Annotated in this window: 18 protein-coding genes and 1 pseudogene; 14 read left to right on the top strand and 5 right to left on the bottom strand. The window is 61.0% G+C overall.

Going from position 1 to position 18,416, the window contains the following annotated elements; genetic code table 11:
- Window positions 1-30 precede the first annotated feature (30 nt).
- The 9 genes from hycA (at window position 31) to hycI (ending at window position 7,809) form a co-directional block, all read left to right on the top strand.
- On the top strand, window positions 31-495 hold the full coding sequence (hycA, locus tag KGP24_RS18370; RefSeq protein WP_029739532.1) for a formate hydrogenlyase regulator HycA: 465 nt from the start codon (window positions 31-33) through the stop codon (window positions 493-495).
- Between the two features lie 70 nt (window positions 496-565).
- A complete protein-coding gene (locus tag KGP24_RS18365) occupies window positions 566-1,174 on the top strand; it encodes a 4Fe-4S dicluster domain-containing protein (protein ID WP_223561382.1) in 609 nt (202 codons plus the stop codon).
- Window positions 1,171-2,985, top strand: coding sequence for a formate hydrogenlyase subunit 3 (gene hycC, locus KGP24_RS18360; RefSeq protein WP_223561381.1), 1,815 nt, complete (start codon window positions 1,171-1,173; stop codon window positions 2,983-2,985). Before KGP24_RS18365 ends, hycC begins: the two co-directional genes overlap by 4 nt.
- Window position 2,986: 1 nt before the next feature.
- Window positions 2,987-3,910: a respiratory chain complex I subunit 1 family protein gene (locus KGP24_RS18355; protein ID WP_223561380.1), complete on the top strand. Its 924-nt coding sequence runs from the start codon at window positions 2,987-2,989 to the stop codon at window positions 3,908-3,910.
- A 15-nt stretch (window positions 3,911-3,925) separates the two neighbouring features.
- Window positions 3,926-5,635 carry a hydrogenase large subunit gene (locus tag KGP24_RS18350; RefSeq protein WP_223561379.1) on the top strand — a complete coding sequence of 570 codons (1,710 nt, stop codon included), beginning with the start codon at window positions 3,926-3,928 and terminating at the stop codon, window positions 5,633-5,635.
- 9 nt (window positions 5,636-5,644) lie between these two features.
- A complete protein-coding gene (locus KGP24_RS18345) occupies window positions 5,645-6,187 on the top strand; it encodes a formate hydrogenlyase complex iron-sulfur subunit (RefSeq protein WP_223561378.1) in 543 nt (180 codons plus the stop codon).
- Window positions 6,187-6,954, top strand: coding sequence for an NADH-quinone oxidoreductase subunit B family protein (locus KGP24_RS18340; protein WP_223561377.1), 768 nt, complete (start codon window positions 6,187-6,189; stop codon window positions 6,952-6,954). Before KGP24_RS18345 ends, KGP24_RS18340 begins: the two co-directional genes overlap by 1 nt.
- Window positions 6,951-7,361: a formate hydrogenlyase maturation HycH family protein gene (locus KGP24_RS18335; protein WP_223561376.1), complete on the top strand. Its 411-nt coding sequence runs from the start codon at window positions 6,951-6,953 to the stop codon at window positions 7,359-7,361. Before KGP24_RS18340 ends, KGP24_RS18335 begins: the two co-directional genes overlap by 4 nt.
- Complete coding sequence (hycI, locus tag KGP24_RS18330; protein ID WP_223561375.1) at window positions 7,354-7,809, top strand: hydrogenase maturation peptidase HycI; 456 nt, start codon at window positions 7,354-7,356, stop codon at window positions 7,807-7,809. Before KGP24_RS18335 ends, hycI begins: the two co-directional genes overlap by 8 nt.
- 61 nt (window positions 7,810-7,870) lie before the next feature.
- Here hycI and KGP24_RS18325 read toward each other — a convergent pair whose 3' ends face one another.
- Together KGP24_RS18325 and ascF are read right to left on the bottom strand one after the other, a co-directional pair.
- On the bottom strand, window positions 7,871-9,295 hold the full coding sequence (locus KGP24_RS18325) for a 6-phospho-beta-glucosidase (protein ID WP_223561374.1): 1,425 nt from the start codon (window positions 9,293-9,295) through the stop codon (window positions 7,871-7,873).
- An 18-nt stretch (window positions 9,296-9,313) separates the two neighbouring features.
- The gene (ascF, locus tag KGP24_RS18320) at window positions 9,314-10,765 is read right to left on the bottom strand and encodes a PTS cellobiose/arbutin/salicin transporter subunit IIBC (RefSeq protein ID WP_223561373.1); all 1,452 of its coding nucleotides are present in this window, start codon (window positions 10,763-10,765) and stop codon (window positions 9,314-9,316) included.
- 214 nt (window positions 10,766-10,979) lie between these two features.
- Here ascF and KGP24_RS18315 point away from each other — a divergent pair, with 214 nt between their 5' ends.
- From KGP24_RS18315 to KGP24_RS18300, 4 genes are all read left to right on the top strand, one after another.
- Window positions 10,980-11,993 carry a LacI family DNA-binding transcriptional regulator gene (locus tag KGP24_RS18315; RefSeq protein WP_223561372.1) on the top strand — a complete coding sequence of 338 codons (1,014 nt, stop codon included), beginning with the start codon at window positions 10,980-10,982 and terminating at the stop codon, window positions 11,991-11,993.
- A 134-nt stretch (window positions 11,994-12,127) separates the two neighbouring features.
- Entirely contained in the window at window positions 12,128-12,673 is a 546-nt protein-coding gene (gene hydN, locus KGP24_RS18310; RefSeq protein WP_023308960.1) for an electron transport protein HydN, read from the top strand.
- A 6-nt stretch (window positions 12,674-12,679) separates the two neighbouring features.
- The gene (hypF, locus tag KGP24_RS18305) at window positions 12,680-14,896 is read left to right on the top strand and encodes a carbamoyltransferase HypF (protein ID WP_223561371.1); all 2,217 of its coding nucleotides are present in this window, start codon (window positions 12,680-12,682) and stop codon (window positions 14,894-14,896) included.
- A 1-nt stretch (window position 14,897) separates the two neighbouring features.
- On the top strand, window positions 14,898-15,920 hold the full coding sequence (locus KGP24_RS18300; protein WP_223561370.1) for a HoxN/HupN/NixA family nickel/cobalt transporter: 1,023 nt from the start codon (window positions 14,898-14,900) through the stop codon (window positions 15,918-15,920).
- A gap of 419 nt (window positions 15,921-16,339) precedes the next feature.
- On the opposite strand, the gene KGP24_RS18295 is transcribed toward KGP24_RS18300, so the two are convergent.
- The gene (locus tag KGP24_RS18295; RefSeq protein ID WP_245403345.1) at window positions 16,340-16,465 is read right to left on the bottom strand and encodes a hypothetical protein; all 126 of its coding nucleotides are present in this window, start codon (window positions 16,463-16,465) and stop codon (window positions 16,340-16,342) included.
- Between the two features lie 67 nt (window positions 16,466-16,532).
- Between KGP24_RS18295 and KGP24_RS18290 the strand changes: the two are divergent.
- A pseudogene (locus tag KGP24_RS18290) lies at window positions 16,533-16,613 on the top strand (hypothetical protein); the annotation flags it as partial.
- A 54-nt stretch (window positions 16,614-16,667) separates the two neighbouring features.
- Here the strand turns inward: KGP24_RS18290 and gutQ are convergent.
- Together gutQ and KGP24_RS18275 are read right to left on the bottom strand one after the other, a co-directional pair.
- Complete coding sequence (gene gutQ, locus KGP24_RS18280) at window positions 16,668-17,633, bottom strand: arabinose-5-phosphate isomerase GutQ (RefSeq protein WP_223561369.1); 966 nt, start codon at window positions 17,631-17,633, stop codon at window positions 16,668-16,670.
- A complete protein-coding gene (locus tag KGP24_RS18275) occupies window positions 17,626-18,399 on the bottom strand; it encodes a DNA-binding transcriptional repressor (protein WP_032660362.1) in 774 nt (257 codons plus the stop codon). The genes gutQ and KGP24_RS18275 overlap by 8 nt, the downstream gene beginning before the upstream one ends.
- Window positions 18,400-18,416 lie beyond the last annotated feature (17 nt).

The following is an 18,416-nucleotide window of genomic DNA, read 5'->3' as shown; positions in this document are numbered from 1 at the left end:
GCCGCTATCTCCATTACACGGATACCTTCTATGACTATTTGGGAAATCAGCGAAAAAGCGGATTACATCGCGCAGCGTCATCAGCAGCTGCAGGACCAGTGGCACCTCTACTGCAACTCTCTGGTTCAGGGCATAACCCTCTCGAAAGCGCGTCTTCACCACGCGATGAGCTGCGCGGCGCAGGGCGACATGCGCTTTGTCCTCTTCGGCCATTTCACGATCAACGTTACCCTGGCGGATAACTTCAACAGCCACACCATTGAGTACCATCTCGAGACAAAAGACGGCGAAAAACAGTGTATTGCGAAGGCGCAGCTGATGGCCGACGGCATGGTGGACGGCCACGTCAGCAACCGCGATCGCCAGCAGGTGCTGGAGCACTATCTGGAAAAAATCGCGCCGGTCTATAACGGCCTGTACGCCGCCGTTGAGCACGATCTTCCGGTCAACCTGAAGCAGCTGATGGATGGAAATGCCTCAGCAAACGTGGCCTGACTACTGTGTGTCGAGAAGTGTCGACAAGACAGTTTTTCGTCAAAAATGACTATCACCAGAGGATGACCCGGTGAACCGTTTTGTAATTGCTGACTCGACGGTCTGTATTGGCTGTCGAACCTGTGAGGCGGCGTGCTCGGAAACGCATCGCCTGCATGGGCTGCAGTCCATGCCGCGCCTGCACGTCATGCGTAATGAAAAAGAGTCTGCCCCGCAGCTCTGCCATCACTGTGAAGACGCCCCCTGCGCGGGTGTCTGCCCTGTGAATGCCATCACCCGTGTGGATGGCGCTGTCCAGCTGAACGAAAGCCTGTGCGTAAGCTGCAAGCTGTGCGGCATTGCCTGCCCGTTCGGCGCGATTGAATTTTCCGGCAGCCGCCCGCTGCACATTCCGGCAAACGCCAACTCGCCAAAAGCCCCGCCCGCGCCGCCGGCTCCGGCACGCGTCAGCACGCTGCTGGACTGGGTGCCCGGCATCCGCGCCGTGGCGGTGAAGTGCGACCTGTGCAGCTTCGACGAGGAGGGCCCGGCCTGCGTGCGCACCTGCCCGACTAAGGCATTGATTCTGGTTAACATTCGCGACATCGCCCGTACCAGCAAGCGTAAACGCGAGCTGACCATCAACAGTGATTTTGGCGACCTTTCTCTGCTACAGGCGCTTAACGAGGGGGCGAAATGAACGCGGCGATGATGATTACCAGCGCGGTAGCCTGTTTTGCTGCCGCCGCTGTTCTGGCGCTTATCTTCTCATTCCATAAAACTCTCAGCGGCGCGATCGCCGGGATCGGCGGGGCGGTCGCTAGCCTGATGACGCTGGCGGCAGGTGGCGTTGTCCTGCTCGGCGGACAGTCCGCAGAGACCGTGATGCCGCTGATTCGCCACACCGTTGCGATCACGCCGCTGAACGCCATCTGGCTTGTGACCTTTGGCCTGTGCGGGGTGTTTATCAGCCTGTTCAATATCGACTGGCACCGCCATCCGCACGCCAGGGCTAACGGGCTGCTGGTTAACCTGCTGATGGCGGCGGCGGTCTGCACCGTTATCGCCAGCAACCTCGGCGCGCTGGTGGTGATGGCGGAGATCATGGCGCTGTGCGGCGTGTTCCTGACGGGCTGCAGCGCCTCCGGCAAGCTGTGGTTTGCGCTGGGACGCCTCGGAACGCTGCTGCTGGCGCTGGCCTGTTGGCTGGTGTGGCAGCGTTTCGGCACGCTGGATTTCGCTGCGCTCAACGGCCATACGCTGGGCAATGACGTCTGGCTGCTGGGCGCGATCGGCTTTGGCCTGCTCGCCGGAATCATCCCGCTGCACGGCTGGGTGCCGCAGGCGCATGCGAATGCCTCCGCGCCCGCCGCCGCGCTGTTTTCTGTGGTGGTGATGAAAGTGGGTCTGTTCGGGATTCTGGCGATTACGCTAACCGGCGGCCAGCCGCCGCTGTGGTGGGGCGTCGTGCTGCTGATTGCGGGCATGATCACCGCCTTCGTCGGCGGCCTGTACGCGCTGATGGAGCACAACATCCAGCGCCTGCTGGCGTACCACACGCTGGAAAATATCGGCATCATCCTGCTCGGTATTGGCGCGGGCGTGACCGGGCTGGCGCTCAATCATCCGGCGCTGATTGCGGCCGGTTTTATCGGCGGTCTTTATCATCTCGTCAACCATAGCCTGTTTAAAAGCACCCTGTTTCTCGGCGCGGGCAGCGTCTGGTTCCGCACCGGTCATCGGGATATCGAAAAGCTCGGCGGGATTGGCAAAAAGATGCCGGTGATTTCACTGGCGATGCTGGTCGGGCTGATGACGATGGCCGCGCTGCCGCCGCTGAACGGCTTTGCCGGGGAGTGGGTGATCTATCAGTCCTTCTTCGCGCTCGGGCAGAGCGATGTCTTCATCGCGCGCCTGCTCGGCCCGCTGCTGGCGGTCGGGCTGGCGATTACCGGGGCGCTGGCAGTGATGTGTATGGCGAAAGTCTACGGCGTGACCTTCCTCGGCGCGCCGCGCACCCGCGAAGCGGAAAACGCCTGCTGCGCACCGCTGTTGATGGGCGTTAGCGTGGTCGCGATGGCGCTGTGCTGCATCGCGGGCGGCGTCGCCGCGCCGTGGCTGCTGCCGCTGTTGGGCAACGCTATTCCGCTGCCGCTGACCGTGGCGAAAACCACCGTCTCTCAGCCCATGATTGCGCTGCTGCTGATTGGCGCACCGCTGCTGCCGCTCGTCCTGATGCTGTTCTTCAAACGCGACCGGCTCGCCTCCCGCGCGCGCGGTGCGGCGTGGGCCTGCGGCTACGAACACGAACAGTCGATGGTCATCACGGCCCACGGTTTCGCCATGCCGGTGAAGGAGAACTTCGCCGCCGTGCTGAAGCTGCGCCACTGGCTGAACCCGGTGGGCTGGGTACCCGGCTGGCAGAGTGCCGCCGCGCCCGTGCTGTTCCGCCGTCTGGCGGTTATCGAGCTGGCGGTGCTGGTGGTTATTGTGATTTCACGAGGAGCCTGACATGAGTCTGTTACTGGCAATACTTCAGGCGCTGGTGCTGTTCGCTGCGGCGCCGCTGCTTTCCGGGGTGAGCCGCGTGGCGCGCGCCCGGATGCACAACCGTCGCGGCCCTGGGGTGCTCCAGGAGTACCGCGATCTCTTCAAGCTGCTTTCTCGTCAGAGCGTGGCACCCGACGCCGCAGGCTGGGTCTTCCGCCTGACGCCGTTTGTGATGGTGGGCGTCATGCTGACCATCGCCACCGCGCTGCCGGTGGTGACGGTGGGATCGCCACTGCCGGCGCTCGGCGATCTGATTACGCTGATCTACCTCTTCGCCATCGCCCGCTTCTTCTTTGCGATTGCGGGCCTGGACACAGGAAGCCCGTTTACCGGCATCGGCGCCAGCCGCGAGGCGATGCTCGGCGTGCTGGTGGAGCCGATCCTGCTGCTGGGGCTGTGGGTCGCCGCGCAGGTGGCGGGCTCCACCCACATCAGCTTTATCACCCACACCGTTTACCACTGGCCGGTGGCGCGCTCGATCCCTCTGGTGCTGGCGCTGTGCGCCTGCGCGTTCGCCACGTTTATTGAGATGGGCAAGCTGCCTTTCGATCTGGCGGAAGCCGAGCAGGAGCTGCAGGAAGGGCCGCTTACCGAGTACAGCGGCTATGGCTTTGCGGTGCTGAAGTGGGGCATCAGCCTCAAACAGCTGGTGGTGCTGCAGATGTTTGTCGGCGTCTTCTTCCCGTGGGGGCAGATGACGCACTTCTCCGCGGGCGGTCTGATTCTGGCCGTCGTGGTTGCCGCCCTCAAGCTGCTGGTCGGCGTGCTGGTGATTGCCCTGTTTGAAAACAGCATGGCGCGCCTGCGTTTTGTGGAAACGTCACGCATCACCTGGGCCGGTTTTGGTTTTGCATTTTTAGCGTTCGTCTCCTTGCTGGTGGCGTGATTGAAGAGAGTGTTTATGTCTGAAGAAAAGAAAGGTCAGCAGTATCTCGCCGCGTTGCATCAGGCTTTCCCCGGCGTGGTGCTTGAGGAGTCCTGGCAAACCAAAGACCAGATAACCGTCACCATTAAGGTGAACTACCTGCCGGAAGTGGTGGAGTTTCTGTACTACCAGCAGGGCGGCTGGCTGTCGGTGCTGTTCGGTAACGACGAGCGCCAGCTGTGCGGCAATTATGCGGTGTACTACGTGATGTCGATGGAGCAGGGCGAAAAGTGCTGGCTCACCGTGCGCGTCGAAGTTGACCCGGCTAAGCCGGAATACCCGTCCGTCACGCCGCGCGTGCCTGCCGCCGTCTGGGGCGAGCGCGAAGTGCGCGACATGTACGGTCTGGTGCCGGTCGGCCTGCCGGACGAGCGCCGCCTGGTGCTGCCGGACGACTGGCCGGACGAACTCTATCCGCTGCGCAAAGACAGCATGGACTACCGCCAGCGCCCGGCGCCGACCACCGACAGCGAAACCTACGAGTTTATCAACGAGCTTGGCAGCAAGAAGAACAACGTGGTGCCGATCGGCCCGCTGCACGTCACCTCCGACGAACCGGGCCACTTCCGCCTGTTCGTCGACGGCGAAAACATCATCGACGCCGACTACCGCCTGTTCTACGTCCACCGCGGCATGGAAAAGCTGGCGGAAACCCGCATGGGCTACAACGAAGTGACGTTCCTCTCTGACCGCGTGTGCGGCATCTGCGGCTTTGCCCACAGCACCGCCTACACCACCTCGGTGGAGAACGGCATGGGGATCGTGGTGCCGGAGCGCGCGCAGATGATCCGCGCCATTCTGCTGGAGGTGGAGCGCCTGCACTCGCACCTGCTGAACCTCGGCCTGGCCTGCCACTTCGTCGGTTTTGATTCCGGGTTTATGCAGTTCTTCCGCGTGCGCGAAGCGTCGATGAAGATGGCGGAGATCCTCACCGGGGCGCGCAAAACCTACGGCCTGAACCTGATCGGCGGGATCCGCCGCGACCTGCTGAAAAATGACATGATCCAGACCCGCCAGCTGGCGCAGCAGATGCGCCGGGACGTGCAGGAGCTGGTGGACATGCTGCTCAGCACGCCCAACATCGAGCAGCGCACCGTTGGCATCGGCCGCCTTGATCCGGAAATCGCCCGCGACTTCAGCAACGTCGGCCCGATGGTGCGCGCCAGCGGCCACGCCCGCGACACCCGTGCCGATCACCCGTTCTTCGGCTACGGCCTGCTGCCGATGACCGTGCACAGCGAGCAGGGCTGTGACGTTATCTCCCGCCTCAAGGTGCGCATTAACGAGGTGTTCACCGCCCTGAACATGATCGACTTTGGTCTGGACAACCTGCCGGGCGGCCCGCTGATGGTGGAGGGCTTCACCTACATCCCGAACCGCTTTGCCCTCGGCTTTGCCGAAGCGCCGCGCGGGGACGACATTCACTGGAGCATGACCGGCGACAACCAGAAGCTTTACCGCTGGCGCTGCCGCGCGGCCACCTACGCCAACTGGCCAACCCTGCGCTATATGCTGCGCGGCAACACGGTCTCCGATGCGCCGCTGATCATCGGCAGCCTCGATCCTTGCTACTCCTGCACCGACCGTATGACCGTCGTGGAGGTTCGCAAGAAGAAAAGCCAGGTGGTGCCTTACAAAGAGCTTGAGCGCTACAGCATCGAGCGTAAGAACTCGCCGCTGAAATAAGGACTCGCCATGTTTACCTTTATCAAAAAAGCGATCAAAACCGGCACGCAGACCAGCCGTTATCCGCTGGAGCCGATGCCGGTGGATAAAAACTTTCGCGGCAAGCCGGAGCATAATCCGCAGCAGTGCATCGGCTGTGCGGCCTGCGTCAACGCCTGTCCGTCGAACGCCTTAACGGTGGAAACGGATCTCAAAACCGGCGAGCTGGTCTGGCAGTTTAACCTCGGGCGCTGCATCTTCTGCGGCCGCTGCGAGGAGGTCTGCCCGACGGTCGCCATTCGCCTGTCGCAGGAGTACGAGCTGGCGGTGTGGAAGAAAGAGGATTTCCTGCAGCAGTCGCGCTTTGACCTGTGCAACTGCCGCGTCTGCAGGCGCCCGTTCGCCGTGCAGAAAGAGATCGACTACGCCATCGCGCTGCTGCAGCACAACGGCGACGTCCGCGCGGAGCACCACCGCGAAAGCTTTGAAACCTGCCCGGAATGCAAGCGTCAGAAGTGCCTGCTGCCGTCCGACCGCATTGATATCACCCGCCATATGAGAGAGGCCAGCTGATGGAAAACCTACTGGGCCCGCGCGACGCTAACGGCATTCCGGTGCCGATGACGGTGGACGAATCCATCGCCAGCATGAAGGCGTCGCTGCTGAAAAAAATCAAACGCTCGGCCTACGTCTACCGCGTGGACTGCGGCGGCTGCAACGGCTGCGAGATTGAGATCTTCGCTACCCTGTCGCCGCTGTTTGACGCCGAGCGCTTTGGCATCAAAGTGGTGCCGTCCCCGCGCCACGCGGATATTCTGCTGTTTACCGGGGCCGTCACCCGCGCCATGCGCTCGCCCGCGCTGCGCGCCTGGCAGTCCGCGCCGGACCCGAAAATCTGCATCTCATACGGCGCCTGCGGCAACAGCGGCGGCATCTTCCACGATCTTTACTGCGTCTGGGGCGGCACCGACAAAATCGTGCCGGTGGATGTCTATATTCCTGGCTGCCCGCCAACGCCCGCCGCGACGCTGTACGGCTTCGCGATGGCGCTCGGGCTGCTGGAGCAGAAAATCCACGCGCGCGAGCCGGGCGAGCTGGACAACCAGCCGGCCGCCATTCTGCACCCGGACATGGTGCAGCCCCTGCGGGTGAAGGTCGACCGCACGGCGCGGAAACTGGCGGGCTATCGCTACGGGCGTCAGATTGCCGACGATTACCTGCGCCTGCTGAGCCAGGGCGAGCACCAGGTGGCGCGCTGGCTGGAGGCCGAGAACGATCCGCGTCTCAATGAGATCGTGGCGAACCTGAACAGCATCGTCGATGAGGCGCGTATCCGATGAGTGAAACGGTGGTGTTCAGCCAGCTGAGCCGTAAGTTTATTGATGAGAACGATGCCACGCCGGATGCGGCGCAGCAGGTGGTCTATTACAGCCTGGCGATTGGGCATCACCTCGGGGTGATTGACTGCCTGGAGGCGGCGCTGAGCTGCCCGTGGCCCGAGTACCTGGCGTGGATCGCCACGCTGGAGGAGGGCAGCACGGCGCGGCGCAAGATGGAGGGCGTGCCGAAGTACGGCGAGATCGTCATCGACGCCAACCACATTGCGATGCTCGCCAACGCCTTTGACGCGGCGCTCATCAGGCAAACCCCCGAGCAGCAGGCGTGGAGCAAAACGCTGCTTAGCATGCTGCACGACATTCATCAGGAGAGCGCCATCTACCTGATGGTGAGGAGATTACGTGACTGACGTTTTACTGTGTGTCGGCAACAGCATGATGGGCGACGACGGCGCGGGCCCGCTGCTGGCAGAGATGTGCGCCGCGAACCCGCAGGGCAGCTGGGTGGTTATCGACGGCGGCAGCGCGCCGGAAAACGACGTGGTGGCCATTCGCGAGATGCGCCCGGACAGGCTGTTAATCGTCGATGCCACCGATATGGGGCTCAACCCCGGCGAGATCCGCCTGATTGACCCGGAGGACATCGCCGGGATGTTTATGATGACCACCCACAATATGCCGCTGAACTACCTGGTCGATCAAATTAAAGACGACGTGGGCGAGGTGCTGTTTTTGGGGATCCAGCCGGACATAGTCGGGTTTTATTACCCGATGACGCCGCCGGTGAAGGAGGCGGTGGAAGTGGTTTATTCACGGCTTGCGGGATGGGTTGGGGATGGGGGGGGTTCTCAGCTCTGAGCGGGCCTACCAGGCCCATCGCCCTCTCCCTGTGGGAGAGGGCTGGGGTGAGGGCAACAGGCTACTCCAGATCCGCCCCGTTACTCGCAATCACCTTCTTATACCACCAGAACGATTTCTTGCGCTTGCGGTCCAGCGTGCCGTTCCCGGCGTCATCGCGGTCAACGTACACAAACCCGTAGCGCTTGCTCATCTCGCCCGTGGAGGCTGCCACCAGGTCGATACAGCCCCAGGTGGTGTAGCCCATCAGCGGCACGCCGTCCTCAATCGCATCGCCCATGGCGCGGATGTGCTCGCGCAGGTAGCTGATGCGGTAGTCGTCGTTAATCTCGCCGCTGGCGTCGATCTCGTCCTTCGCCCCGAGTCCGTTCTCCACCAGGAACAGCGGCTTCTGGTAGCGGTCATACATCATGTTCATGGTGATGCGCAGGCCGAGCGGGTCGATGCCCCAGCCCCATTCGCTCACCTGAATATGCGGGTTGCGCAGGGACTTCACGATGTTCGCCGCGCTGGTGTTGCCCGCGTTCATGTCCGCCGACGCGCAGCGCGAGGCGTAATAGCTGAACGAGACAAAGTCGACGGTGTTTTTCAGAAGCAGATCGTCGCCAGGATCTTTCACAATCACCACGCCTTTTTCGCGGAACACGCGGGCAGAGTAGGCCGGATAGCTGCCGCGCGCCTGCACGTCGATAAAGAACAGATTCTCGCGGTCTTTCTCCAGCGCCATCCACACGTCTTCCGGTTTGCAGGAGTACGGGTAGAAATTCCCGCCCGCCAGCATGCAGCCGACCTGGTTTTCCGGGTTCACCTCGTGGGCGATTTTGGTCGCCAGCGCGCTCGCCACCAGCTCGTGGTGCGCGGCCTGGTATTTCACCTGATCCTCGTTTTCACCTTCCTCAAACACCAGCCCCGCACCGGAGAACGGACTGTGCAGCATGATGTTGATTTCGTTGAAGGTCAGCCAGTATTTCACCAGCCCGTTAAACTCCTCGAAGCAGGTGCGGGCGTAGCGGGCGAAGAAATCGACCATCTTGCGGTTGCGCCACGAGCCGTACTCCGTCACCAGGTGCATCGGAACGTCGAAGTGGCACAGGGTGACCAGCGGCTCGATGTTGTACTTTTTGCACTCCTCAAATACCGCGCGATAAAAGGCAATGCCTTCTTTGTTCGGCAGCGGCTCGTCGCCGTTCGGGTAGAGGCGGCTCCAGGCGATCGAGGTGCGGAACACCGTAAAGCCCATCTCCGCCATCAGGGCGATGTCCTCTTTATAGCGATGGTAAAAATCAATCGCTTCGTGGCTCGGGTAGAACTCGTCGTCACGCAGCGAAAAACGCTTTTCCTTACCGATCTTCACCGCCAGGCGATTCGCGCCGTGGGGGATCATATCGACCGTCGTCAGCCCTTTACCGCCTTCACGGTAAGCACCTTCACTCTGGTTGGCGGCAAGCGCGCCGCCCCATAAAAATCCTTGTGGAAAAACAGACATTCTTACCTCGCTTTCAATTTATGCTTTTGCTGCGCTGTTCTGTACCGGTGCGGTCTGCAGGGCGCGCGCTTTTTCAGCTTCGTCTTCGACCGGGATATCCTCAAACCCTAAAAGCAGGGTCAGCACAAACGACAGCACCACTGCCAGCCCCATCACGCCGAATACCCAGACGATGGTCATCGGGTTGGCCGGGTCGAAGAACTGCACGCTGGTGAACAGCCCCGGTGCCGCCATCGAGTGGCTGGCAAGACCGGCCATGCCGGCGACCGCCCCGCAGATAAAGCCGCTGATCAGGCTCGCAATCAGCGGACGCTTCAGGCGTACCGCCACGCCGTACAGGGCCGGTTCAGAGATCCCCGCCATAATGGCGGAGGCTGCCGCTGCCAGAGCCGTCTGACGCAGCTCCGGGTTTTTGGTTTTCCACGCCACCGCCAGCGACGAGCCGCCGAGCGACAGGTTGGCGCCGATTTCCGACGGCATCACCATCCCTTCCTTGCCCGTTTCGGCAATGGTCTGAATGATGGTCGGCGTAAACACGCGGTGCATCCCGGTCATCACCAGCAGCGGCCAGAGCGCGCCCATGATGGCGACGGAGAGCCAGCCCAGGTAGCCGTGAATGGTGTAGACCAGCGCGGAGATGGCGCTACCGATCCAGATCCCCAGCGGGCCAATCAATACGATGGCGAGCGGGGCGGCAATCAGCACGATCAGCATCGGCTTGAGGAAGTTTTTCGTCACCGCCGGGGTAATGCGATCCACCCAGCGCTCGATGTAGGACAGGCACCAGGTCATCACCAGCGCCGGGATGACGGTGTAGGTGTATTTCACCGCCGTTACCGGAATAAAGGCGAACTCAACGTGCTCGCCCTGCGCGGCTTTCGCCATCAGCTCGATAAAGCTCGGGTGCACCAGCACGCCCGCGATGGCGATGGCCAGCGACATGTTGGTTTTGAACTTCACCGCCGCCGAGGCCGCCACCATCAGCGGCAGGAAGAAGAACGCCCCGTCGCCGATGACGGTCAGTATTGTGAGGGTTGGCGCGCCTTTTGGCAGCACGCCGGTCATCTCGAGGATCATCGCCAGCAGCTTGACCATCGAGCCGCCGATGATCGCCGGGATCAGCGGGGACATGGTGCCGATCAGCGCGTCGAGGATCCCGGCGCCAATGCGGCGTAAGGTCATCTTCTGCGGACCTTCCGGCGCTGCGGGCTGGAGGTTTGTGGGCAGCAGGCTCACCACTTCGCGGTACGCCTGTGAAACCGTGTTGCCAATAATCACCTGGCACTGGTTGTCGTTGCGCACCACGCCGAGCACGCCGCTGATGCTTTTCAGGCGCGCAGCGTCGGTGAGAGTTTCGTCTTTCAGAACGAAACGCAGTCGCGTCATGCAGTGGGTGACGGCGACGATGTTCTCTTTGCCGCCCAGCGCGCTGATAACGTCGTTCGCCAGCGCAGCGTAATTTTTGGCCATCGGATGTGATCCTGTTATTGTTGTGAGACATGTAGGAAACCGGTTCCACATAATCATCATGAGTTTCTATGAATGAAACAAGATCGCTTTTTGACCATTTTTTCGTTTCGTGATGCAGATCGCAATGGGGTATCGGAAGCGTGATTTCGCCGCTGCGACAATTTTTCTGCAGTGCAGTACACTGCGCTTCATCAGATTCAGACGGAATAACAACATGACCACGATGCTTGAAGTGGCGAAGCGGGCAGGCGTTTCGAAAGCGACGGTATCCCGGGTGCTGTCGGGCAATGGCTATGTCAGCCAGGAGACCAAAGACCGGGTGTTTCAGGCCATTGAAGAGAGCGGCTATCGCCCAAATTTGCTGGCGCGAAACCTGGCGACCAAACGTACCCAGACGCTGGGGCTGGTGGTGACTAACACCCTCTATCACGGCGTCTACTTTAGCGAACTGCTGTTTCACGCCGCGCGCATGACGGAAGAAAAGGGGCGGCAGCTGATCCTCGCGGACGGCAAGCACAGCGCGGATGAGGAGCGCGAGGCGATCCAGTACCTGCTCGATATGCGCTGCGACGCGGTGATCATCTATCCGCGTTTTCTGAGCGTGGAAGAGATGGATGAGATCGTCGAGAAGTGCGAGCAGCCCATTATGGTGCTCAACCGCCGCCTGCGGAAAAACAGCAGCCACAGCGTCTGGTCGGATCATAAAGCCTCGTGTCAGGAGGCGGTGTCGCAGCTGATTGCTAAAGGGCACCGGGAGATCGCGTTTATCACCGGCTCGCTGGATTCTCCCACCGGGGTTGAGCGTCTCTCCGGCTACCGGTACGCGCTGGCGCAGCACGGTATTCCGCTGCGCGAGGGGCTGATTGCGCAGGGGAAGTGGAACCCCGCCAGCGGCGCGGCGGCGGTGACCGAACTGCTTGCTCGCGGTGAACGCTTTACGGCGCTGGTGGCGAGTAATGACGATATGGCGATTGGCGCCATGAAGCAACTTCACGACAGCGGCGTAGCCACCCCGGACGCGGTGTCGGTGATCGGTTTTGACGACGTGGCCATCGCGCCCTACATCGTGCCGTCGCTTTCCAGCGTGCGTATTCCGGTGACGGAGATGATCAAAGAAACCATCAGCCGCCTGATCTTCATGCTCGACGGCGGTGAGTTTAAATATAAGCAAACCTTCTCCGGCGAGCTTGTCCTGCGCGACTCCGTTATTGACGGCCCGCACCGCTGATGTCGACAGCTGTCATCGTCATAAGTGACGATGACAGCGCCGCCGTAATTTTTAAATTCACATAAAATCAATAAGTTAATTATTGGCACGGTTTATGAATATCTCCGCGCATAACTGTAATGCTGGAGAAGCAGATGAACCGTTTTATTATGGCCGATGCCAGTAAGTGTATTGGTTGCCGTACCTGTGAAGTGGCGTGCGTGGTTTCCCATCAGGCGGAGCAGGACTGCGCGTCGCTTACCCCTGACACGTTTTTGCCGCGCATCCACGTCATCAAAGGCGTGAATATTTCCACCGCCGCCATCTGTCGCCAGTGCGAAGACGCACCGTGCGCGAACGTCTGCCCGAACGGGGCGATTAAACGCGAGAAAGGCTTTGTGCACGTGATGCAGGAGCGCTGCATTGGCTGCAAAACCTGCGTGGTCGCCTGCCCGTACGGCGCGATGGAGGTGGTTGTCCGTCCGGTGGTACGCAACAGCGGCATGGGGCTGAGCGTGCGCGCGGAGAAAGCCGAAGCCAACAAATGTGACCTGTGCTACCACCGTGACGCCGGTCCGGCCTGCATGGAAGCCTGCCCGACGCATGCGCTGGTCTGCGTGGATCGCGACAAGCTTGAGCAGATGAGCGCCGAAAAGCGCCGCCGCGCGGCGTTCGATACGTCGTCATCTCTGCTGTTCTGATCCGCCATGAGTAGTAACGGCGTACAGCTGCGCGTGCGCGGCAAGGTGCAGGGCGTGGGGTTTCGGCCCTTCGTCTGGCAGCTGGCGCAGGCGCTTCAGTTGACCGGTGACGTCTGCAATGACGGAGAGGGCGTGCTGGTGCGCCTCGCGGGTAATGGGGGGGCCTTTACCGCGAGGCTGCATCAGGACTGCCCGCCGCTGGCACGCATTGACCACGTTGAAACGCAGCCGTTTACCTGGACGCACGTGCCGGAGGATTTTACCATCCGCCACAGCGCGGGCGGGACGATGGACACCCAGATAGTCCCCGATGCCGCGACCTGTCCGGCGTGTCTGGCTGAAATGCGCGATCCGCGCGAGCGCCGCTATCGCTATCCGTTTATCAACTGCACCCACTGCGGGCCGCGGTTTACTATTATCCGCGCCATGCCCTATGACCGTCCGGCCACGGCAATGGCGCCATTCCGGCTCTGCGTGCCTTGTGAAGCGGAGTACCGCAATCCTGCCGACCGCCGCTTTCACGCCCAGCCGGTAGCCTGTCCGGACTGCGGACCCGCGCTTGAGTGGCGTGCGGGCGACATCACCGCTGACCGCGAGGCTGCGCTGGGCGCTGCGGTGGCGATGCTGAAAAGCGGCGGTATTGTCGCGGTCAAAGGGCTGGGCGGTTTTCATTTCGTCTGCGATGCGCAAAACCCACAGGCGATAGTGAAATTACGGTCACGCAAGCAGCGCCCGTCGAAGCCGCTGGCGGTGATGATCCTCAATGCGGACGGCGTGCCGGAGGCGATCCAGACGCTGTTACGCTCCTCCGCAGCGCCGATTGTGCTGACCCCAAAAGCCTCGCTTCCCGGGTTTCCCGAAGAGATTGCACCGGGGCTCGATTGTATTGGCATCATGCTTCCCGCTAACCCGCTGCAGCATCTTTTGATGATGGACTGTCAGCGCCCGCTGGTGATGACCTCCGGCAACCTCAGCGGCAGACCGCCTGCCATGACCAACCAGCAGGCGCTGAATGAGCTCGGCGATATCGCGGACGGCTTCCTGCTGCACAATCGCGATATCCTGCAGCGGATGGACGATTCGGTGATGGATCGGGACGGCGCGATGCTGCGCCGGGCGCGCGGTTTTGTGCCGGATGCCATCACGTTGCCTGCGGGTTTCGAGAATATTCCCGCCATGCTGTGCACCGGCGCGGAGATGAAAAACACCTTCTGCCTGGTGCGTGGCAGCCAGGCGGTGCTGAGCCAGCATTTTGGCGATCTCGGTGACGAGGGAGTCGAAGCGCAGTGGCGTTCCGCGCTGTCGGTGATGCAGGACATTTACGCCTTCCAGCCGGCGCGAGTGGTATGCGATGCCCATCCGGGGTACCGCGCGCGCCAGTGGGCGCAGGCGCAGGGGCTGCCGGTCGAAACCGTCCTGCATCATCACGCCCACGCGGCGGCGTGTCTCGCCGAAAACGGCTGGCCGCTCGACGGCGGAGACGCAATTGCCCTGACGCTGGACGGCATCGGCATGGGTGAAAACGGGGCGCTGTGGGGCGGGGAGTGCCTGCGGGTGAACTATCTTGAGTGCGAGCGTCTGGCCGGGCTGCCTGCCGTTGCGCTGCCGGGCGGCGATCTGGCGGCGCGGCAGCCGTGGCGCAACCTGCTCGCCCACTGCCTGGCGTTTGTCCCTGACTGGCAGCAATACCCGGAAACGCGCGCGGTACAGCGCCAGAACTGGCCGCTGCTGGCAACGGCGATCCGGCGCGGTATCAACGCGCCGCAGGCCTCGTCCTGCGGTCGCCTGTTTGACGCCGTTGCCTGCGCGCTGGGTATCGAAACCCAATCCTGGGAAGGTGAAGCGGCCTGTCGGCTGGAAGCGCTGGCGGCGCAGTGCGCGGGTGTTGATCATCCGGTGACGCTGGACGCGGATAACCTCGCGCATTTCTGGCAGCAGTGGCTGAGCTGGCAGGCAGAGCCCTGCGAGCGCGCCTGGGCGTTTCACGACGCGCTGGCAAAAGGGCTGGCGCTTCTCGCCGCACGCCATGCCCGACGCTTGTCGCTGTCGACAGTCTGTCTCAGCGGCGGGGTGTTACACAACCGTCTGCTGCGCGCGCGCCTGCGTCATTATCTTTCTGACTTTACGCTTCTTTTTCCTTCGCGCCTGCCCGCAGGTGACGGAGCGATCTCCTTCGGGCAGGCGGCGATCGCCGCTGCCCGGTCATGTTCACTAAGGACTTAAAATGTTACGACTGTTACGCAACGAACCTCGCGCCGCGCTTCTGCTGCTGGCTCTGGTAATGGCAAACCTGCTGGCCTGGGGATGGGCATGGCACACCTTCAGCGGCAGCACGGCGCTGATGGCGGCCAGCCTGCTGGCGTGGTGCTACGGGCTGCGCCATGCGGTGGATGCTGACCACATCGCGGCCATTGATACCGTGACGCGTAAGATGATGCAGCAGGGCAAGCGTCCGTCCGGCGTGGGGGCCTGGTTCTCGCTGGGGCACTCCACCATCGTGGTGCTGGCCTCCGTTGCCATCGCCGCCACCGCCACGGCGTTTCAGAAGAATATGGCGTGGTTCCACGAAACCGGCAGTCTCATTGGCACCGCCGTTTCCGCCACCTTCCTGCTGGCAATGGCGCTGGTGAACATGGTGATCCTGCGCGGCGTCTGGCGCAGTTTCCAGGCGCTGAAACGCGGCAGGCCCGTGCAGGGCGACATCACGCTGCCTGCGCAGGGCGGCGTCATGAACTGGCTGTTTGGCAAAACCTTCCGTCTGGTGAATAAAAGCTGGCAGATGTACCTGGTCGGTTTCCTGTTTGGCCTCGGCTTTGACACGGCCACCGAGATTGGCGTGCTGGGGATCTCTGCCGCCAGCGCCTCCAGCGGGATGTCGGTGTGGTCAATCATGATCTTCCCGGCGCTCTTCGCCAGCGGCATGGCGCTGGTGGATACCCTCGACAACCTGTTGATGGTGGGCGCCTACAGCTGGGCGTTTAACAAGCCGCAGCGCAAGCTCTACTACAACATGACCATCACCGGCACCTCCGTGATGGTGGCGCTGTTTATCGGCGGGCTGGAAGCGCTGGGTCTGCTGATGGACAAGTTTGCCCTCAGCGGCGGCGTCTGGGATCTGATTGGCGCGGTCAACGACAACCTGGGCAACGCCGGGTTTGTGGTGGTCGGGCTGTTTGTCGCCTGCTGGCTGATCTCCATGGTCAACTACCGCTGGCGCGGCTACGACGCGCTGGTGTTACGTTCCTGAACCAGCTACTGCACGGCGCAACCTCCGCGACTTCCTCAATGGCTGGCGCATAGCGGCATACCGATAAAAAAGATGCTGAAAATGTAGAACTTTTGCGGAATAAATATATTCCGCATTCTTCGCTTGTGTTAAATAGCGAGAAAGATAATTGAGTTATTTATAAAAATTCGCCATGATTTGCCATCCGGCTGATGAATATATTTTCAGGCTGAGCTGGATGCAAATAATAAATCAGGATGATGCTTTTAAGCTGTTTTACATTAAAGTATTCACGGAAATTATAAATAAAGGATTGATAGCGATGATATATCTATTTTGTATTTATTTGATGAATAGAATGCGTAAAAAAAAGCCCCGTGATATCAAGGCGGTGAATAATAAAATCAGAAGGTTAAGCCAGCGTGGCAGGAGGCTTTGGGTCAAGCAGGAAGCGATTTCAGCAGAGCGAAAGCCTCCTTCATCCGGTCTTCAGTGACGACAGAAGCGCGAATCTGACCCTTGTTATTGGTACCGCGCTCGACCATTTCCTGCGGTTCGAGGGTTATTTTCCAGTTCAGATCCTGACGCTGCGCTTCAGCGAAAATATGCAGCGGTAATTCCGGAATTTATATTTTAATTATCATGGTGGGCTATTTCTGCGAGCAGTGCCGTCTCAGGATGGGACTTTCTCGCATGGTTCTTAGCCCGGGCGCTGGAGATGGACGTCGCCAGCCTGCACCGGCTGGCGAAGCGCCTCGGGCTGAAGGGTTAGATAATCCCGGCCTGATAGAAATCCTGCAGGTTGATGGCGCCGCACAGCCTGCCGGAATCATCCACCACCGGTGCGGCGGTGATTTTGCGCTTCATCAGCACCTCTTTGGCTTCTATGGCGCGGCTCCCGGCGTTGAGCGTCAGCCCGCCTTTGGTCATGGCATCCGACACTTTGGTTTCCAGCCTGCCGCCGCCCACCAGCCAGCGGCGCAGGTCACCGTCGGTGAACACGCCCTTAACGTTCCCGCTATCATCGCAGACCGCAACCAGCCCCAGACCGGTGCGGCTCAGCTCCAGCATCGCGTCCATGACGCTGGTATCGAGTTTGACCTGCGGAATGGCATCGTCGGTGCGCATGAGGTGGTGAACCTTGTTGAGCAGGCGTGCCCCGAGCGCGCCCGCCGGATGCGAACGGGCGAAATCTTCTTCGTTAAAGCCGCGCGCCTGCATCACGGCCATCGCCAGCGCGTCGCCCATCATCAGGGTGTTAACGGTGCTGGAGGTCGGGGCGAGGTGCATCGGACAGGCTTCACGCTCAACGGAAATATCCAGCGTCGCCTTGGCGGCCAGCGCGAGCGGCGAGCGGGATTTTCCGGTCATCGCCAGCAGGGCGACCGATTTTTCCTGCAGGCGCGGAATAATCAGGTCCAGCTCTTTGGCCGAACCGGAGTAGGAGATAAACAGCATCACGTCGCGGCTTTCTATCATTCCCAGATCGCCGTGCAGCGCCTCTGCAGGATGCACGAAGAACGCCGGGGTGCCGGTGCTGGCGAGGGTCGCGGCAATCTTTTTGCCGATATGGCCGGATTTACCGATGCCCGCCACGATCACTTTACCTTCGCAGTGGATAATGGTGTTGGCGGCGCGGACAAAATCCTCGCCCAGACGTTCAGGCAGGCGGCTGGCTTCCTGCAGTTCCAGCATCAGCGTCTGGCGGGCCGTTTCTAACAGAAAATCACTCATCTCTCTCTCCGGTTACGATCACGTCGATGCCTTTCTCTTCCAGCGCTTTTTTGAACGCCGGGTCGATACCCGCGTCGGTAATCAGCTTATCAACGCTTTCAAGGCTACAGACAATGTTGGGGCTTTTGCGGCCAAACTTCGACGAGTCTGCCATCAAAATCACTTCCCGCGCGGCGTTGCACATCGCTTTGCTGACGCTGAACACCTCGTTGAACGTCGTAACGCCGGCGTTCAGGTCGATGCCGTCGGTGCCCATAAACAGTTTATCAAAGCTGAAGTGCTCGAAGGCATTCTCCGCAAGCTGGCCGTGAAACGACGCCGATTTTTTGCGGAAGGTGCCGCCGGGCATCAGGATAGTCTGCTCGCTGTCGAACTCCGACAGAGCGTTGACGATGTGCAGGCTGTTGGTCATCACCGTGATGTTATTAAAGCGGCTGAGCAGGGGGATCATCTGCAGGACGGTGCTGCCGGCGTCGAGGATAATCGAGTCGCCATCGTGGATAAATTTCACCGCAGCTTCGGCGATCAGCGCCTTCTGGTGGGTGTTGATCAGCGTTTTGTGATCGATAGGCGGGTCCGCTTCGTCTTTATTGAGCACCACGCCGCCGTAGGTTCGAATGACGGCGCCAGAGTTTTCGAGCAATACCAGGTCCTTGCGTATCGTCGTGCCGGTGGTGTCAAAGTAGTGGGCCAGATCCTCTACCGAACATTTTCCCTGCTTTTGCAGATGTTCGAGAATGGCCGCCTGCCGCTGACGAGGTTTCATAGGCGCTTCGTTCCTTA

Origin of the sequence: Enterobacter sp. JBIWA008 (assembly GCF_019968765.1) — a bacterium.
Taxonomy (GTDB): Bacteria; Pseudomonadota; Gammaproteobacteria; order Enterobacterales; family Enterobacteriaceae; genus Enterobacter.
The sequence above is the reverse complement of the archived record's forward strand: the minus strand, read 5'-3'. Positions and strand labels throughout refer to the sequence as shown.

Coding starts and splice junctions, on each gene's coding strand:
- KGP24_RS18345 (WP_223561378.1), top strand. CDS start 5,645: ATGTTTACCTTTATCAAAAAAGCGATCAAAACCGGCACGCAGACCAGC.
- KGP24_RS18355 (WP_223561380.1), top strand. CDS start 2,987: ATGAGTCTGTTACTGGCAATACTTCAGGCGCTGGTGCTGTTCGCTGCG.
- KGP24_RS18335 (WP_223561376.1), top strand. CDS start 6,951: ATGAGTGAAACGGTGGTGTTCAGCCAGCTGAGCCGTAAGTTTATTGAT.
- KGP24_RS18340 (WP_223561377.1), top strand. CDS start 6,187: ATGGAAAACCTACTGGGCCCGCGCGACGCTAACGGCATTCCGGTGCCG.
- hypF (WP_223561371.1), top strand. CDS start 12,680: ATGAGTAGTAACGGCGTACAGCTGCGCGTGCGCGGCAAGGTGCAGGGC.
- KGP24_RS18300 (WP_223561370.1), top strand. CDS start 14,898: ATGTTACGACTGTTACGCAACGAACCTCGCGCCGCGCTTCTGCTGCTG.
- hycA (WP_029739532.1), top strand. CDS start 31: ATGACTATTTGGGAAATCAGCGAAAAAGCGGATTACATCGCGCAGCGT.
- ascF (WP_223561373.1), bottom strand. CDS start 10,765: ATGGCCAAAAATTACGCTGCGCTGGCGAACGACGTTATCAGCGCGCTG.
- hydN (WP_023308960.1), top strand. CDS start 12,128: ATGAACCGTTTTATTATGGCCGATGCCAGTAAGTGTATTGGTTGCCGT.
- hycC (WP_223561381.1), top strand. CDS start 1,171: ATGAACGCGGCGATGATGATTACCAGCGCGGTAGCCTGTTTTGCTGCC.
- KGP24_RS18325 (WP_223561374.1), bottom strand. CDS start 9,295: ATGTCTGTTTTTCCACAAGGATTTTTATGGGGCGGCGCGCTTGCCGCC.
- KGP24_RS18315 (WP_223561372.1), top strand. CDS start 10,980: ATGACCACGATGCTTGAAGTGGCGAAGCGGGCAGGCGTTTCGAAAGCG.
- KGP24_RS18350 (WP_223561379.1), top strand. CDS start 3,926: ATGTCTGAAGAAAAGAAAGGTCAGCAGTATCTCGCCGCGTTGCATCAG.
- gutQ (WP_223561369.1), bottom strand. CDS start 17,633: ATGAGTGATTTTCTGTTAGAAACGGCCCGCCAGACGCTGATGCTGGAA.
- KGP24_RS18275 (WP_032660362.1), bottom strand. CDS start 18,399: ATGAAACCTCGTCAGCGGCAGGCGGCCATTCTCGAACATCTGCAAAAG.